This is a genomic window from Pseudomonas sp. BMW13 (genome assembly GCF_013357275.1).
Lineage (GTDB): Bacteria > Pseudomonadota > Gammaproteobacteria > Pseudomonadales > Pseudomonadaceae > Aquipseudomonas > Aquipseudomonas khazarica.
Genome location: NZ_SUKD01000043.1, coordinates 1 through 15,518, shown reverse-complemented (window position 1 = coordinate 15,518; position 15,518 = coordinate 1). Strand labels below are relative to the sequence as shown.

Here is a 15,518-nt window from a genome sequence, read left to right as displayed (position 1 = left end):
AGACGGCCTGCGCTTCGCGATCCGCGAAGGCGGTCGTACCGTCGGCGCCGGCGTGGTTGCCAAGATCGTCGAGTAATCGGTTGATCTGTTCCTCTCAGGCCGGCATAATGGTCGGCCTGATTTTGCTTTAGGTCAGTAGCTCAATTGGCAGAGCGGCGGTCTCCAAAACCGCAGGTTGGGGGTTCGATTCCCTCCTGACCTGCCATTTTCTAACGAATCTGGCGTGTCTTTCACAGGATCTTCTCGAATGAATGTTAAGGCTGAAGCCAAAGACTCTCGCTTTGATCTGGTCAAGTGGCTGGTTGTCGCTGCCCTGGTTGTTGTGGGTGTCGTAGGTAATCAGTACTTCTCTGCTGAGCCGGTTCTGTATCGTGTTCTGGGTCTGGTTGCTCTGGGTGCTGTTGCTGCCTTCGTGGCGTTTCAGACTGCTCGTGGCCAGGCGTTCGCGGTTCTGCTGAAAGAAGCTCGCGTCGAGATTCGTAAAGTTGTTTGGCCGACCCGTCAGGAAACCACGCAGACCACATTGATCGTGGTCGCGGTTGTCCTGGTAATGGCGCTGCTGTTGTGGGGGCTCGATTCCCTGCTCGGTTGGCTTGTTTCCCTGATTGTTGGTTAAGGGTGTCTCGTGGCTAAGCGTTGGTACGTCGTGCATGCCTACTCGGGTTACGAGAAGCATGTGATGCGCTCGCTGATCGAGCGCGTGAAACTCGCTGGAATGGAAGATGAATTCGGCGAAATTCTCGTGCCCACTGAAGAAGTGGTCGAGATGCGCAACGGTCAGAAGCGCAAGAGTGAGCGCAAGTTCTTCCCTGGCTATGTTCTGGTCCAGATGGAAATGAACGAGGCGACTTGGCACTTGATCAAGGATACGCCGCGCGTCATGGGCTTCATTGGTGGTACTGCCGACAAGCCGGCGCCGATCACCGAGAAAGAAGCTGAAGCCATTCTCCGTCGTGTTGCCGATAACGGCGACAAGCCCAAGCCGAAGACGCTGTTCGAGCCGGGCGAGATGGTTCGTGTTGTCGATGGCCCGTTCGCCGATTTCGGTGGTGTGGTCGAAGAAGTGAATTACGAGAAGAGCCGTATCCAGGTTGCAGTGACCATCTTCGGTCGCTCCACCCCGGTCGAGCTGGAGTTCAGTCAGGTCGAGAAGGCATAACTGACATAAGCATCCCACACCCCGCAGCCTTAGGCTGCGGGGTTTTGTCGTCACTGGGATAAATGCGTAAGTAACCTCGGGGAGCCGTCAGGCGTTCGAACCCGAAATTGGAGTAGCTAATGGCTAAGAAAATTCAGGCTTATATCAAGCTGCAGGTTAAAGCCGGTCAGGCAAACCCGTCGCCACCCGTTGGTCCGGCTCTGGGTCAGCACGGTGTCAACATCATGGAATTCTGCAAGGCGTTCAACGCCAAGACTCAGGGCATGGAACCTGGTCTGCCGACTCCTGTGATCATCACCGTTTACAGCGACCGTAGCTTCACCTTTGAAACCAAGAGCACCCCGGCATCGGTACTGCTGAAGAAGGCCGCTGGCCTGAGCAGCGGCTCCGCTCGCCCGAACACCGTCAAAGTAGGCACCGTTACCCGTGCTCAGCTGGAAGAGATCGCCAAGACCAAGCAGGCCGATCTGACTGCCGCTGACCTGGATGCGGCCGTGCGCACCATCGCCGGCTCCGCTCGTAGCATGGGCCTGAACGTGGAGGGTGTGTAATGGCTAAGTTGACCAAGCGCCAAAAGGCCATTGCGGCCAAGGTTGAAGCCGGCAAGGCCTACACCTTCGAAGAAGCTGCCGGCCTGCTGGCCGAGCTGTCTGCTGTCAAGTTCACCGAGTCCTTCGACGTCGCCGTGAACCTGGGCGTAGACCCGCGTAAATCCGACCAGGTCGTTCGTGGCGCCACCGTTCTGCCGAACGGCACCGGTAAAAGCGTTCGCGTTGCCGTGTTCACCCAGGGTCCGGGCGCTGAAGCCGCTCTGGCTGCTGGTGCCGACAAGGTAGGTATGGACGATCTGGCTGCCGAAATGAAAGCCGGCGACCTGAACTACGACGTCGTCATCGCTTCCCCGGACGCCATGCGCGTTGTTGGCCAGCTGGGTCAGGTTCTCGGCCCGCGCGGTCTGATGCCGAACCCGAAAGTCGGCACCGTGACTCCGGACGTCGCTACCGCGGTCAAGAATGCCAAGGCTGGTCAGGTGCGTTTCCGTACCGACAAGAACGGCATCATCCACACCTCCGTTGGCAAGGTCGGCTTCGAAGCCACCGCGCTGAAGCAGAACGTGGAAGCCCTGCTGGCTGACCTGAAGCGTCTGAAGCCGTCGACTTCGAAAGGCATCTACGTCAAGCGTGTGACCCTGAGCACCACCATGGGTCCTGGTCTGATCATCGATCAGGCTTCGCTCGACGCGTAAGTGATTGAGCCGGCAGCCTTGTGCTGCCGGCTTTGAAAAAATTGGGGTCCCTGCCTGGCGGGGGCTATCCAAGACCGTAGGTGGCGCAAGCTTTAAAGCAGAGAGAGCGATCTCCCTGAGCCTACGCAGATGGTGCTCCCGATTCATACCGAATCAGACACCAAAACGCCGTCCGGCCCATGTCGGACGAAACGGTAACATCCAGGAGTAAACCCGTGGCAATTAAACTCGAAGACAAGAAGGCCATCGTCGCTGAAGTCAACGAGGCTGCCAAAGCCGGTCTGTCCGCTGTCGTGGCTGATGCCCGTGGCGTGACCGTCGGCGCAATGACCGGACTCCGTAAAGAGGCCCGAGCGGCTGGTGTGTACGTGAAAGTCGTACGTAACACCCTGCTCAAGCGCGCTGTTGAAGGCACTCAGTTCGACGTGCTCAACGACGTGTTCAAAGGCCCGACCCTGATCGCGTTCTCCAACGAACATCCGGGCGCTGCTGCCCGTATCTTCAAGGATTTCGCCAAGGGTCAGGACAAGTTCGAGATCAAGGCAGCTGCGTTCGAGGGCCAGTTCCTCGCAGCAAACCAGATCGACGTACTGGCAAGCCTGCCGACCCGCGAAGAGGGCATTGCCCAGCTGATGAGCGTGATTCAAGGCGCCACCAGCAAACTCGCTCGCACGCTGGCAGCTATTCGCGACCAGAAAGAAGCTGCTGCTGCCTAAGGCCGCGTAAGCACTTTCGAAATCACATGTTTAATTTGATGGTCGCGTAAGGCCGTCACCCCAATACAGGAATTGATAGTCATGTCCCTGACTAACGAGCAAATCATCGAAGCTATCGGCCAGAAATCCGTTATGGAAATCGTTGAGCTGATCAAAGCGATGGAAGAAACCTTCGGCGTTACCGCTGCTGCTGCTGTTGCTGCCGGTCCGGCTGCTGCTGCTCCGGCTGCTGAAGAGCAAACCGAGTTCACCATCGTTCTGGCTGAAGCTGGCGACAAGAAAGTGAACGTGATCAAGGCTGTTCGCGAGCTGACCGGTCTGGGCCTGAAAGAAGCCAAGGCTGTCGTTGACGGCGCCCCGGGCGTGGTCAAGGAAGGCGCTTCGAAAGAAGAAGCCGAAGCTGCCAAGAAAGCCCTGGAAGAAGCAGGCGCCAAGGTCGAGCTCAAGTAAGTTCGCACCTTGCGTCTACAGCCCGAGCGACTCGCACAAGGCTGATGGCTGGTGGCTTTTGCCACCGGCCTTTTTCCGTTCTAGGTTGGCTGTTCGTCAGTCAGCCTGGGATCGGGAAGATCCCGCCCGAGAGGCGGCCGCAAACCGAGGGTTTGCACGATTTTCTGGTCATCGCCGCCGGCGCTGGCCAAATAAGCAGGTGACCAAGCTGGGGAACGCTGATGGCTTACTCATACACTGAGAAAAAACGTATCCGCAAGGACTTTAGCAAGTTGCCGGATGTCATGGATGTGCCTTACCTCCTGGCCATCCAGCTGGATTCCTATCGCGAATTCCTGCAGCAAGGGGCGAGCAAGGAACAGTTCCGTGACATCGGCCTGCATGCGGCCTTCAAATCGGTATTCCCGATCATCAGCTACTCCGGCAACGCCGCTCTGGAGTACGTCGGCTATCGCCTGGGCGATCCGGCGTTCGACGTCAAGGAGTGCGTCCTGCGTGGCGTGACCTTCGCCGTGCCGCTGCGCGTGAAGGTGCGTCTGATCATTTTCGACAAAGAATCGTCGAACAAAGCGATCAAGGACATCAAAGAGCAGGAAGTGTACATGGGCGAAATCCCGCTCATGACCGAGAACGGTACCTTCGTCATCAACGGTACCGAGCGTGTGATCGTTTCCCAGCTGCACCGCTCGCCGGGCGTGTTCTTCGACCACGACCGTGGCAAGACCCACAGCTCGGGCAAGCTGCTGTACTCCGCTCGCATCATCCCTTACCGCGGTTCCTGGCTGGACTTCGAGTTCGACCCGAAGGACGCGGTATTCGTGCGTATCGACCGTCGCCGCAAACTGCCGGCGTCCGTCCTGCTGCGCGCGCTCGGCTACAGCACCGAGGAAGTGCTGGATGCCTTCTACGACACCAACGTCTACCACGTTAAGAGCGAAGGCCTGAGCCTGGAGCTCGTGCCTCAGCGCCTGCGCGGTGAAGTCGCGGTCCTGGACATCAAGGACGGCAGCGGCAAGGTGATCGTGGAGCAGGGCCGTCGTATCACTGCCCGCCACATCAACCAGCTGGACAAGGCTGGCATCAAAGAGCTGGACGTTCCGCTCGAGTACGTCATTGGCCGCACCACTGCCAAGGCCGTCGTGCATCCGGCCACCGGCGAAATCATCGCCGAGTGCAACACCGAGCTGACCGCCGACCTGCTGGTCAAGATGTCCAAGGCACAGGTTGTCCGCTTCGAGACCCTGTACACCAACGATATCGACTGTGGTCCGTTCATCAGCGACACCCTGAAGATCGACAGCACCACCAATCAGCTGGAAGCGCTGGTCGAGATCTACCGCATGATGCGTCCGGGCGAGCCGCCAACCAAGGACGCAGCCGAGACCCTGTTCAACAACCTGTTCTTCAGCGCCGAGCGTTACGACCTGTCCGCCGTCGGCCGCATGAAGTTCAACCGTCGTATCGGTCGTACCGAGATCGAAGGTTCGGGCGTGCTGAGCAAGGAAGACATCGTTGCCGTACTGAAGACCCTGGTCGACATCCGTAACGGCAAAGGCATCGTCGATGACATCGACCACCTGGGTAACCGTCGCGTACGTTGCGTCGGCGAGATGGCCGAGAACCAGTTCCGCGTGGGCCTGGTGCGTGTCGAGCGCGCGGTCAAGGAACGTCTGTCGATGGCCGAAAGCGAAGGCCTGATGCCGCAGGACCTGATCAACGCCAAGCCGGTTGCGGCGGCGGTGAAGGAGTTCTTCGGTTCCAGCCAGCTTTCCCAGTTCATGGACCAGAACAACCCGCTCTCCGAGATCACCCACAAGCGCCGCGTATCCGCACTCGGCCCAGGTGGTCTGACCCGTGAGCGCGCCGGCTTCGAAGTCCGCGACGTACACCCGACCCACTACGGCCGTGTGTGCCCGATCGAGACGCCTGAAGGTCCGAACATCGGTCTGATCAACTCGCTGGCTGCCTACGCCCGCACCAACCAGTACGGCTTCCTGGAAAGCCCGTACCGCGTGGTCAAGGAAGGCAAGGTCACCAACGACATCGTGTTCCTGTCGGCCATCGAAGAAGCCGATCACGTGATCGCCCAGGCCTCCGCCACCCTGAACGACAAGGGTGAGCTGGTCGACGAGCTGGTTGCCGTACGTCACCTGAACGAATTCACCGTGAAGGCGCCGGAAGACGTCACCCTGATGGACGTTTCGCCGAAGCAGGTTGTTTCCGTCGCTGCCTCGCTGATTCCGTTCCTCGAGCACGACGACGCCAACCGTGCACTCATGGGTTCGAACATGCAGCGTCAGGCTGTACCCACCCTGCGCGCCGACAAGCCGCTGGTAGGTACCGGCATGGAGCGCAACGTCGCCCGTGACTCCGGTGTCTGCGTCGTGGCCCGTCGCGGTGGTGTGATCGACTCGGTCGACGCCAGCCGTATCGTGGTTCGCGTCAATGATGACGAAGTCGAAACTGGCGAAGCCGGTGTCGACATCTACAACCTGACCAAGTACACCCGCTCCAACCAGAACACCTGCATCAACCAGCGTCCGCTGGTGAGCAAGGGGGATCAGGTTGCGCGTGGCGACATCATGGCTGACGGCCCGTCCACCGACATGGGTGAACTGGCGCTAGGTCAGAACATGCGCGTTGCGTTCATGCCGTGGAACGGCTTCAACTTCGAAGACTCCATCTGCCTGTCCGAGCGCGTGGTTCAGGAAGACCGCTTCACCACCATCCACATCCAGGAACTGACCTGTGTGGCGCGTGACACCAAGCTCGGCCCAGAGGAAATCTCCTCGGATATCCCGAACGTTGGTGAGGCTGCACTGAACAAGCTGGACGAAGCCGGTATCGTCTACGTCGGCGCCGAAGTCGGCCCGGGCGACATCCTGGTCGGCAAGGTCACCCCGAAAGGCGAGACCCAGCTGACTCCGGAAGAGAAGCTGCTGCGTGCGATCTTCGGTGAGAAGGCGTCCGACGTGAAGGACACCTCCCTGCGCGTGCCGACCGGCACCAAGGGTACCGTCATCGACGTACAGGTCTTCACCCGTGATGGTGTCGAGCGCGACAGCCGTGCCCTGGCCATCGAGAAAGAGCAGCTCGACGAGATCCGCAAGGATCTGAACGAAGAGTTCCGCATCGTCGAAGGCGCGACCTTCGAGCGTCTGCGTTCCGCTCTGGTGGGTGCCATCGCCGAAGGCGGCGCCGGCCTGAAGAAAGGCAGCGCGGTCACCGACGAGTTCCTCGACGGCCTCGAGCGTGGTCAGTGGTTCAAGCTGCGCATGGCCGACGACGCGCTGAACGAGCAGTTGGAGAAGGCCCAGGCCTACATCTCCGACCGCCGTCAGCTGCTCGACGACAAGTTCGAAGACAAGAAGCGCAAGCTGCAGCAGGGCGATGACCTGGCTCCGGGCGTACTGAAGATCGTCAAGGTCTACCTGGCCATCCGCCGTCGCATCCAGCCGGGTGACAAGATGGCCGGTCGTCACGGTAACAAGGGTGTGGTCTCGGTGATCATGCCGGTCGAAGACATGCCGCACGACGCCAACGGTACGCCGGTCGACATCGTCCTCAACCCGCTGGGCGTACCGTCGCGTATGAACGTCGGTCAGATCCTCGAAACCCACCTGGGCCTGGCGGCCAAGGGCCTGGGCGAGAAGATCAACCGCATGCTCGAAGAGCAGCGCAAGATCGCTGAGCTGCGCAAGTTCCTCGCCGAGATCTACAACGAGATCGGCGGTCGTCAGGAAAACCTCGACGAGTTCTCCGACAACGAGATCCTCGAGCTGGCGAAGAACCTGAAAGGCGGCGTGCCGATGGCGACTGCCGTGTTCGACGGTGCCAAGGAAACCGAGATCAAGGCCATGCTGAAGCTGGCTGATCTGCCGGAAAGCGGCCAGATGCGTCTGTTCGACGGTCGTACTGGTAACCAGTTCGAGCGCCCGACCACCGTCGGCTACATGTACATGCTCAAACTGAACCACCTGGTGGACGACAAGATGCACGCGCGTTCCACTGGTTCCTACAGCCTGGTTACCCAGCAGCCGCTGGGTGGTAAGGCGCAGTTCGGTGGTCAGCGTTTCGGGGAGATGGAGGTCTGGGCGCTGGAAGCCTACGGTGCCGCCTACACCCTGCAGGAAATGCTGACCGTGAAGTCGGACGACGTGAACGGCCGTACCAAGATGTACAAGAACATCGTGGATGGCGATCACCGCATGGAGCCGGGCATGCCCGAGTCCTTCAACGTGCTGATCAAAGAGATCCGTTCGCTCGGCATCGACATCGATCTGGAAACCGAATAACACGCGACGTGAGGAGAGCGGGGCGGTTAGCCCGCTCTCCGCTCCGCCAGGAGGAAAGGCCTTGAAAGACCTACTGAATTTGCTGAAAAACCAGGGTCAGATCGAAGAGTTCGACGCCATCCGCATCGGGTTGGCCTCGCCTGAGATGATCCGTTCGTGGTCGTTCGGTGAAGTTAAAAAGCCGGAAACCATCAACTACCGTACCTTCAAGCCAGAGCGCGACGGCCTGTTCTGCGCCAAGATCTTTGGCCCGGTCAAGGACTACGAGTGCCTGTGCGGCAAGTACAAGCGCCTCAAGCACCGCGGTGTGATCTGCGAGAAGTGCGGCGTTGAAGTCGCGCTGGCCAAGGTTCGTCGTGAGCGCATGGCGCACATCGAACTGGCCTCGCCGGTCGCCCACATCTGGTTCCTGAAGTCGCTGCCGTCCCGTATCGGCCTGCTGATGGACATGACCCTGCGTGACATCGAGCGCGTGCTCTACTTCGAGAGCTACGTGGTGATCGATCCGGGCATGACCACCCTCGAGAAGGGGCAGCTGCTGAACGACGAGCAGTACTTCGAAGCCCTCGAAGAGTTCGGTGACGACTTCGACGCGCGCATGGGCGCCGAAGCCGTGCGCGAGCTGCTGCACGCCATCGACCTGGATCACGAGATCGGTCGCCTGCGTGAAGAGATTCCGCAGACCAACTCCGAGACCAAGATCAAGAAGCTGTCCAAGCGCCTGAAGCTGATGGAAGCCTTCAAGGACTCCGGCAACCTGCCGGAGTGGATGGTCCTGACCGTTCTGCCGGTTCTGCCGCCGGACCTGCGTCCGCTGGTGCCGCTGGATGGTGGCCGCTTCGCGACTTCGGATCTGAACGATCTGTATCGCCGCGTGATCAACCGTAACAACCGTCTGAAGCGCCTGCTCGATCTGTCGGCGCCGGACATCATCGTGCGCAACGAAAAGCGCATGCTGCAGGAAGCGGTCGACGCCCTGCTCGACAACGGCCGTCGCGGTCGCGCCATCACCGGCTCGAACAAGCGTCCGCTGAAGTCGCTGGCCGACATGATCAAGGGTAAGCAAGGTCGCTTCCGTCAGAACCTGCTCGGTAAGCGCGTGGACTACTCCGGTCGTTCCGTTATTACCGTGGGCCCGACCCTGCGCCTGCACCAGTGCGGTCTGCCGAAGAAGATGGCTCTGGAACTGTTCAAGCCGTTCATCTTCGGCAAGCTGGAAGCCCGTGGTCTGGCGACCACCATCAAGGCGGCCAAGAAGATGGTCGAGCGCGAACTGCCCGAGGTCTGGGACGTTCTCGCCGAAGTCATCCGCGAACATCCCGTGCTGCTCAACCGTGCACCGACCCTGCACCGTCTGGGTATCCAGGCGTTCGAGCCGGTTCTGATCGAAGGCAAGGCCATCCAGCTGCACCCGCTGGTCTGCGCCGCGTACAACGCCGACTTCGACGGTGACCAGATGGCCGTGCACGTGCCGCTGACCCTCGAGGCCCAGCTGGAAGCGCGCGCGCTGATGATGTCGACCAACAACATCCTCTCGCCCGCCAACGGCGAGCCGATCATCGTACCGTCGCAGGACGTGGTTCTGGGTCTGTACTACATGACCCGTGAAGCGGTGAACGCCAAGGGTGAAGGTCGCGTCTTCGCCGACCTGCAGGAAGTCGACCGCGTGTTCCGCGCCGGCGAAGCGTCCCTGCACGCCCGTGTGAAAGTGCGTATCAACGAAACCGTCAAAGAGAAAGACGGTTCGATCAGCAAGAACACCCGCATCGTCGACACCACTGTCGGCCGCGCGCTGCTGTTCCAGGTGGTACCGGCCGGCCTGTCCTACGACGTGGTCAACCAGCCGATGAAGAAGAAGGCGATCTCCAAGCTGATCAACCAGTGCTACCGCACCGTGGGTCTGAAGGACACCGTCATCTTCGCCGACCAGCTGATGTACACCGGTTTCGCCTACTCGACCATCTCCGGTGTGTCGATCGGCGTGAACGACTTCGTCATCCCGGATGAAAAGGCGCGCATCATCGATGCCGCCACCGAGGAAGTGAAGGAAATCGAATCGCAGTACGCCTCCGGCCTGGTTACCCAGGGCGAGAAGTACAACAAGGTGATCGACCTGTGGTCGAAGGCCAACGACGAAGTCTCCAAGGCGATGATGGCCAACCTCTCGAAAGAGCCGGTGGTCGATCGCGAAGGCAAGACCGTCGAGCAGGAGTCCTTCAACTCCATGTACATGATGGCCGACTCCGGTGCGCGGGGTTCCGCCGCCCAGATTCGTCAGCTGGCCGGTATGCGTGGTCTGATGGCCAAGCCTGACGGTTCCATCATCGAAACGCCGATCACGGCGAACTTCCGTGAAGGTCTGTCGGTTCTGCAGTACTTCATCTCCACCCACGGTGCTCGTAAAGGTCTGGCGGATACCGCACTGAAGACCGCGAACTCCGGTTACCTGACCCGTCGTCTGGTCGACGTGGCCCAGGATCTGGTGGTGACCGAGGTCGACTGCGGCACCGAACATGGTCTGCTGATGACCCCGCACATCGAAGGCGGCGACGTGGTCGAGCCGCTCGGTGAGCGCGTTCTGGGTCGTGTCATCGCCAAGGACGTGCCGAAGCCGGGCAGCGACGAGATCATCGTGCCGGCCGGTACCCTGATCGACGAGCAGTGGGTCGAGTTCATCGAGCTGAACAGCGTCGACGAAGTGGTCGTGCGTTCGCCGATCACCTGCGAAACCCGCTACGGCATCTGCTCCGCGTGCTACGGCCGCGATCTGGCCCGTGGTCACCAGGTCAACATCGGTGAGGCGGTCGGCGTTATCGCTGCCCAGTCGATCGGTGAGCCGGGTACCCAGCTGACCATGCGTACCTTCCACATCGGTGGTGCTGCAAGCCGTACCTCGGCTGCCGACAGCGTCCAGGTGAAGAACGGTGGTGCGATCCGTCTGCACAACCTGAAGCACGTCGAGCGTGTCGACGGCAACCTGGTAGCGGTTTCCCGTTCCGGTGAGCTGGCCGTGGCCGACGAGTTCGGTCGTGAGCGCGAGCGCTACAAGCTGCCGTACGGTGCTGTGATTTCCGTGAAGGAAGGCGACAAGGTCGACGCTGGCGCCATCGTCGCCAAGTGGGACCCGCACACCCACCCGATCGTGACCGAAATGAAGGGTATCGTGACCTTCGTCGGCATGGAGGAGGGCATCACCATCAAGCGCCAGACCGACGAACTGACCGGTCTGACCAACATCGAGGTGATGGATCCGAAGGATCGTCCGGCTGCTGGCAAGGACATTCGTCCGGCCATCAAGATGGTCGACGCCAACGGCAAGGAACTGCTGCTGCCGGGTACCGACGTACCGGCCCAGTACTTCCTGCCTGCCAACGCCCTGGTCGGCGTGGCGGATGGTGCGCAGATCGCGGTCGGTGACGTTATCGCCCGTATCCCGCAGGAAACCTCGAAGACCCGCGACATCACCGGTGGTCTGCCGCGCGTTGCCGACCTGTTCGAAGCCCGTCGTCCGAAGGAAGCTTCGATCCTGGCGGAGATCAGCGGCACCATCTCGTTCGGCAAGGAGACCAAGGGCAAGCGCCGTCTGGTCATCACTCCGACCGATGGCAGCGATCCGTACGAGGAGCTGATTCCGAAGTGGCGTCACCTGAACGTGTTCGAAGGTGAACAGGTCAACAAGGGTGAAGTCATCTCCGACGGTCCGAGCGATCCGCACGACATCCTGCGTCTGCTGGGCGTCAGCGCGCTGGCCAAGTACATCGTCAACGAGATCCAGGACGTTTACCGTCTGCAGGGCGTGAAGATCAACGACAAGCACATCGAGACCATCCTGCGTCAGATGCTGCGCAAGGTCGAAGTCAGCGAGTCCGGCGATTCGTCCTTCATCAAGGGCGACCAGATGGAGCTCACCCAGGTTCTGGGCGAGAACGAGCGTCTGGCCGAGGAAGACAAGTTCATCGCCAAGTACACCCGCGTACTGCTGGGTATCACCAAGGCGTCGCTGTCCACCGAGTCGTTCATCTCGGCGGCTTCCTTCCAGGAAACCACCCGCGTCCTCACCGAGGCGGCGGTTACTGGCAAGCGCGACTACCTGCGTGGCCTGAAAGAGAACGTGGTCGTGGGTCGTCTGATCCCGGCTGGTACCGGCCTGGCCTATCACAGCGAGCGCAAGCGCAAGCGTGATGCCGACAAGCCGGTCCGCGTCAGCGCCAGTGAGGTCGAAGCCGCACTGACCGAAGCGCTGAACTCCAGCGGAAATTGAGTCGAAGCCCCGTCAGTTCGCTGGCGGGGCTTTGCCTTGACTGGGGGCGTGAGTCTCTTTAGACTCATGCACCCCTAAATTTGGCAGGGCGTTTGGCTCTGCCATCTTTATTTGTGAGCGTCGAAAGACAACAGTGGAGCTAGTAGATGGCAACTATCAACCAGCTGGTACGTCAGCCGCGTAAGCGCATCGTCGAGAAATCCGACGTGCCTGCGCTGCAGAACTGCCCGCAGCGTCGTGGCGTGTGCACCCGCGTGTACACCACCACGCCGAAGAAACCTAACTCGGCACTGCGTAAAGTATGCCGCGTGCGTCTGACCAACGGCTACGAAGTGTCTTCGTACATCGGCGGTGAAGGCCACAACCTGCAAGAGCACAGCGTCGTGCTGATCCGTGGCGGTCGTGTAAAAGACCTTCCGGGTGTGCGCTACCACACCGTGCGTGGTTCGCTGGATACCTCCGGCGTCAAAGACCGTAAGCAGGGTCGTTCCAAGTACGGTACCAAGCGTCCGAAATAAGGCCGCTTGATCCTTTTTATTTAGTTGAGTCGATAAGAGTAAGGTCGGGCGCGGTGTTCACCGTTGGTCCCGAGCTAACCTGAAGACCGTTTGAGGGCTTATCAATGCCAAGACGTCGTGTAGCAGCCAAGCGTGAGATCCTGGACGATCCGAAATACGGAAGCCAGATCCTCGCCAAATTCATGAACCACGTGATGGAAAGCGGCAAGAAGGCCGTGGCCGAGCGCATCGTTTACGGTGCTCTGGACACTGTCAAAGCACGCAAGAACAGCGATCCCCTGGAGATCTTCGAGAAAGCTCTCGACGCCATCGCTCCGCTGGTCGAAGTCAAGTCCCGCCGTGTAGGCGGTGCTACCTACCAGGTTCCGGTCGAAGTTCGTCCGTCCCGTCGTAACGCTCTGGCCATGCGCTGGCTGGTGGACTACGCGCGCAAGCGTGGTGAGAAGTCCATGGCTCTGCGTCTGGCTGGTGAGTTGCTGGATGCTGCTGAAGGCAAAGGCGCTGCTGTCAAGAAGCGTGAAGACGTGCACCGTATGGCTGAAGCCAACAAGGCTTTCTCGCACTACCGCTTCTAATTCCGGCTCCACTAACCTTGCGAGGGCTTTATGGCTCGTAATACAGCAATTAACCGCTACCGTAACATCGGTATCTGTGCCCACGTTGACGCGGGCAAGACCACCACTACCGAGCGGATCCTGTTCTACACAGGCCTGAGCCACAAGATGGGCGAGGTGCATGATGGCGCCGCGACCACCGACTGGATGGTTCAGGAGCAGGAGCGTGGTATTACCATTACTTCTGCTGCGATCACCACCTTCTGGGAAGGTTCTCGTCGTCAGTACGACAAGTACCGCGTAAACGTCATCGATACCCCCGGTCACGTTGACTTCACCATCGAAGTAGAGCGCTCCCTGCGCGTACTCGACGGTGCCGTCGTCGTGTTCTGTGGTACTTCGGGCGTTGAGCCGCAGTCCGAAACCGTATGGCGTCAGGCCAACAAGTACGGTGTTCCGCGTATCGTCTACGTGAACAAGATGGACCGTGCCGGTGCCAACTTCCTGCGCGTCGTCGGTCAGATCAAGAACCGTCTGGGTCACACCCCGGTTCCAATCCAGATCGCCATCGGTGCCGAGGACAACTTCCAGGGTCAGGTCGACCTGATCAAGATGAAAGCCATCTACTGGAACGATGACGACAAAGGCACTACCTATCGCGAGGAAGAGATTCCTGCGGAGCTGGTGGACCTGGCCAACGAATGGCGCTCCAACATGGTCGAGGCTGCTGCCGAGGCCAACGAAGAGCTGATGAACAAGTACCTCGAAGAAGGTGACCTGTCCGTCGACGACATCAAGGCTGGTCTGCGCGCCCGTACTCTGGCGAGCGAGATCGTTCCTGCTGTCTGCGGTTCTTCGTTCAAGAACAAGGGCGTTCCCCTGGTTCTGGACGCTGTCATCGACTTCCTGCCTGCTCCGACCGAGATCCCGGCGATCAAGGGTATCCACCCGGATCTGGCCGAGAAGCCGAAAGAGCAGATGGAAGAGTCGGACTACGACGAGCGTCACGCGGACGACAACGAGCCGTTCTCGGCTCTGGCGTTCAAGATCGCGACCGACCCGTTCGTCGGCACCCTGACCTTCGTTCGCGTCTACTCGGGCGTTCTGGAGTCTGGCCAGTCGGTCATCAACTCCGTGAAGGGCAAGAAAGAGCGCGTTGGTCGTATGGTGCAGATGCACGCCAACCAGCGTGAAGAGATCAAAGAAGTACGCGCTGGTGACATCGCTGCTCTGATCGGCATGAAGGACGTCACCACTGGTGAGACCCTGTGCGATCCCGAGAAGCAGATCATCCTCGAGCGTATGGACTTCCCGGAGCCGGTGATTTCGGTAGCTGTAGAGCCGAAAACCAAGGCTGACCAGGAGAAGATGGGTATCGCTCTGGGCAAACTCGCTCAGGAAGACCCGTCGTTCCGCGTCAAGACTGACGAGGAAACCGGTCAGACCATCATCTCCGGTATGGGTGAGCTGCACCTGGACATTCTCGTTGACCGCATGAAGCGCGAGTTCAACGTTGAAGCCAACATCGGTAAGCCGCAGGTTTCCTACCGTGAAACCATCACCAAGGACGCTGTCGAGATCGAAGGCAAGTTCGTTCGTCAGTCCGGTGGTCGCGGTCAGTTCGGTCACTGCTGGATTCGCTTCTCGACTCCGGACGTGGACGACAAGGGCAACATCACTGAAGGCCTGGTGTTCACTAACGAGGTCGTTGGTGGTGTGGTACCGAAGGAATACATCCCGGCTATCCAGAAGGGTATCGAAGAGCAGATGAAGAACGGCGTCGTCGCCGGCTATCCGCTGATCGGCCTGAAGGCTACCGTGTTCGATGGTTCCTACCACGACGTCGACTCCAACGAGATGGCGTTCAAGATCGCTGCCTCCATGGCGACCAAGCAGCTGGCCCAGAAGGGTGGCGGCAAGGTGCTCGAGCCGATCATGAAAGTGGAAGTGGTGACTCCTGAGGATTACATGGGTGACGTGATGGGTGACCTGAACCGTCGTCGTGGTCTGATCCAGGGTATGGAAGATTCGGTCTCCGGCAAGGTCATCCGTGCTGAAGTTCCGCTGGGCGAGATGTTTGGTTACGCTACCGACGTTCGTTCCATGTCCCAGGGTCGCGCCAGCTACTCCATGGAATTCTCCAAGTACGCAGAGGCTCCGGCGAACATCGTCGAAGCACTGGTTAAAAAACAAGGCTAATCCCGCCCTTTAAGTAAGAGGTTTACTGTCGTGGCTAAGGAAAAATTCGAACGTAACAAACCGCACGTCAACGTCGGCACCATCGGTCACGTTGACCACGGTAAGACCACTCTGACCGCT

At 59.8% G+C, this 15,518-nt stretch carries 12 protein-coding genes, 1 tRNA gene and 1 pseudogene; all 14 read left to right on the top strand.

Annotated elements, in window-relative coordinates:
- Positions 1 to 76, top strand: a pseudogene (locus E4487_RS23885) (elongation factor Tu); the annotation flags it as partial.
- A gap of 53 nt (positions 77 to 129) precedes the next feature.
- A tRNA-Trp gene (locus E4487_RS23880) sits at positions 130 to 205 on the top strand.
- A gap of 42 nt (positions 206 to 247) precedes the next feature.
- Positions 248 to 616, top strand: a complete 369-nt coding sequence (gene secE / locus E4487_RS23875; protein ID WP_037057257.1) for a preprotein translocase subunit SecE — start codon at positions 248 to 250, stop codon at positions 614 to 616.
- Between the two features lie 9 nt (positions 617 to 625).
- Complete coding sequence (gene nusG, locus E4487_RS23870) at positions 626 to 1,159, top strand: transcription termination/antitermination protein NusG (protein ID WP_037057253.1); 534 nt, start codon at positions 626 to 628, stop codon at positions 1,157 to 1,159.
- 119 nt (positions 1,160 to 1,278) lie between these two features.
- A complete protein-coding gene (rplK, locus tag E4487_RS23865) occupies positions 1,279 to 1,710 on the top strand; it encodes a 50S ribosomal protein L11 (protein ID WP_021488823.1) in 432 nt (143 codons plus the stop codon).
- The gene (gene rplA / locus E4487_RS23860; RefSeq protein WP_037057251.1) at positions 1,710 to 2,405 is read left to right on the top strand and encodes a 50S ribosomal protein L1; all 696 of its coding nucleotides are present in this window, start codon (positions 1,710 to 1,712) and stop codon (positions 2,403 to 2,405) included. Before rplK ends, rplA begins: the two co-directional genes overlap by 1 nt.
- A 215-nt stretch (positions 2,406 to 2,620) precedes the next feature.
- Positions 2,621 to 3,121, top strand: coding sequence for a 50S ribosomal protein L10 (rplJ, locus tag E4487_RS23855; RefSeq protein WP_037057248.1), 501 nt, complete (start codon positions 2,621 to 2,623; stop codon positions 3,119 to 3,121).
- Positions 3,122 to 3,202: 81 nt separating this feature from the next.
- Complete coding sequence (gene rplL / locus E4487_RS23850) at positions 3,203 to 3,571, top strand: 50S ribosomal protein L7/L12 (protein WP_037057245.1); 369 nt, start codon at positions 3,203 to 3,205, stop codon at positions 3,569 to 3,571.
- Positions 3,572 to 3,792: 221 nt separating this feature from the next.
- Positions 3,793 to 7,866 carry a DNA-directed RNA polymerase subunit beta gene (gene rpoB, locus E4487_RS23845; RefSeq protein WP_037057242.1) on the top strand — a complete coding sequence of 1,358 codons (4,074 nt, stop codon included), beginning with the start codon at positions 3,793 to 3,795 and terminating at the stop codon, positions 7,864 to 7,866.
- Positions 7,867 to 7,927: 61 nt separating this feature from the next.
- Positions 7,928 to 12,127, top strand: a complete 4,200-nt coding sequence (gene rpoC / locus E4487_RS23840; RefSeq protein ID WP_037057238.1) for a DNA-directed RNA polymerase subunit beta' — start codon at positions 7,928 to 7,930, stop codon at positions 12,125 to 12,127.
- Positions 12,128 to 12,273: 146 nt separating this feature from the next.
- Positions 12,274 to 12,645, top strand: a complete 372-nt coding sequence (gene rpsL / locus E4487_RS23835) for a 30S ribosomal protein S12 (RefSeq protein ID WP_004373429.1) — start codon at positions 12,274 to 12,276, stop codon at positions 12,643 to 12,645.
- Positions 12,646 to 12,749: 104 nt separating this feature from the next.
- A complete protein-coding gene (gene rpsG, locus E4487_RS23830; RefSeq protein WP_003246741.1) occupies positions 12,750 to 13,220 on the top strand; it encodes a 30S ribosomal protein S7 in 471 nt (156 codons plus the stop codon).
- Between the two features lie 30 nt (positions 13,221 to 13,250).
- Positions 13,251 to 15,398 carry an elongation factor G gene (gene fusA, locus E4487_RS23825; RefSeq protein WP_037057235.1) on the top strand — a complete coding sequence of 716 codons (2,148 nt, stop codon included), beginning with the start codon at positions 13,251 to 13,253 and terminating at the stop codon, positions 15,396 to 15,398.
- A gap of 30 nt (positions 15,399 to 15,428) precedes the next feature.
- Positions 15,429 to 15,518 (top strand): GTP-binding protein (locus tag E4487_RS23820; protein WP_003137431.1); only part of this gene is annotated, 90 nt, incomplete at its 3' end.

Bases quoted from the DNA above. Each gene is read 5' to 3' on its own strand.
- rpsL (WP_004373429.1), top strand. From the start codon at position 12,274: ATGGCAACTATCAACCAGCTGGTACGTCAGCCGCGTAAGCGCATCGTC.
- rpoB (WP_037057242.1), top strand. From the start codon at position 3,793: ATGGCTTACTCATACACTGAGAAAAAACGTATCCGCAAGGACTTTAGC.
- fusA (WP_037057235.1), top strand. From the start codon at position 13,251: ATGGCTCGTAATACAGCAATTAACCGCTACCGTAACATCGGTATCTGT.
- secE (WP_037057257.1), top strand. From the start codon at position 248: ATGAATGTTAAGGCTGAAGCCAAAGACTCTCGCTTTGATCTGGTCAAG.
- rplK (WP_021488823.1), top strand. From the start codon at position 1,279: ATGGCTAAGAAAATTCAGGCTTATATCAAGCTGCAGGTTAAAGCCGGT.
- rplL (WP_037057245.1), top strand. From the start codon at position 3,203: ATGTCCCTGACTAACGAGCAAATCATCGAAGCTATCGGCCAGAAATCC.
- rplA (WP_037057251.1), top strand. From the start codon at position 1,710: ATGGCTAAGTTGACCAAGCGCCAAAAGGCCATTGCGGCCAAGGTTGAA.
- rpsG (WP_003246741.1), top strand. From the start codon at position 12,750: ATGCCAAGACGTCGTGTAGCAGCCAAGCGTGAGATCCTGGACGATCCG.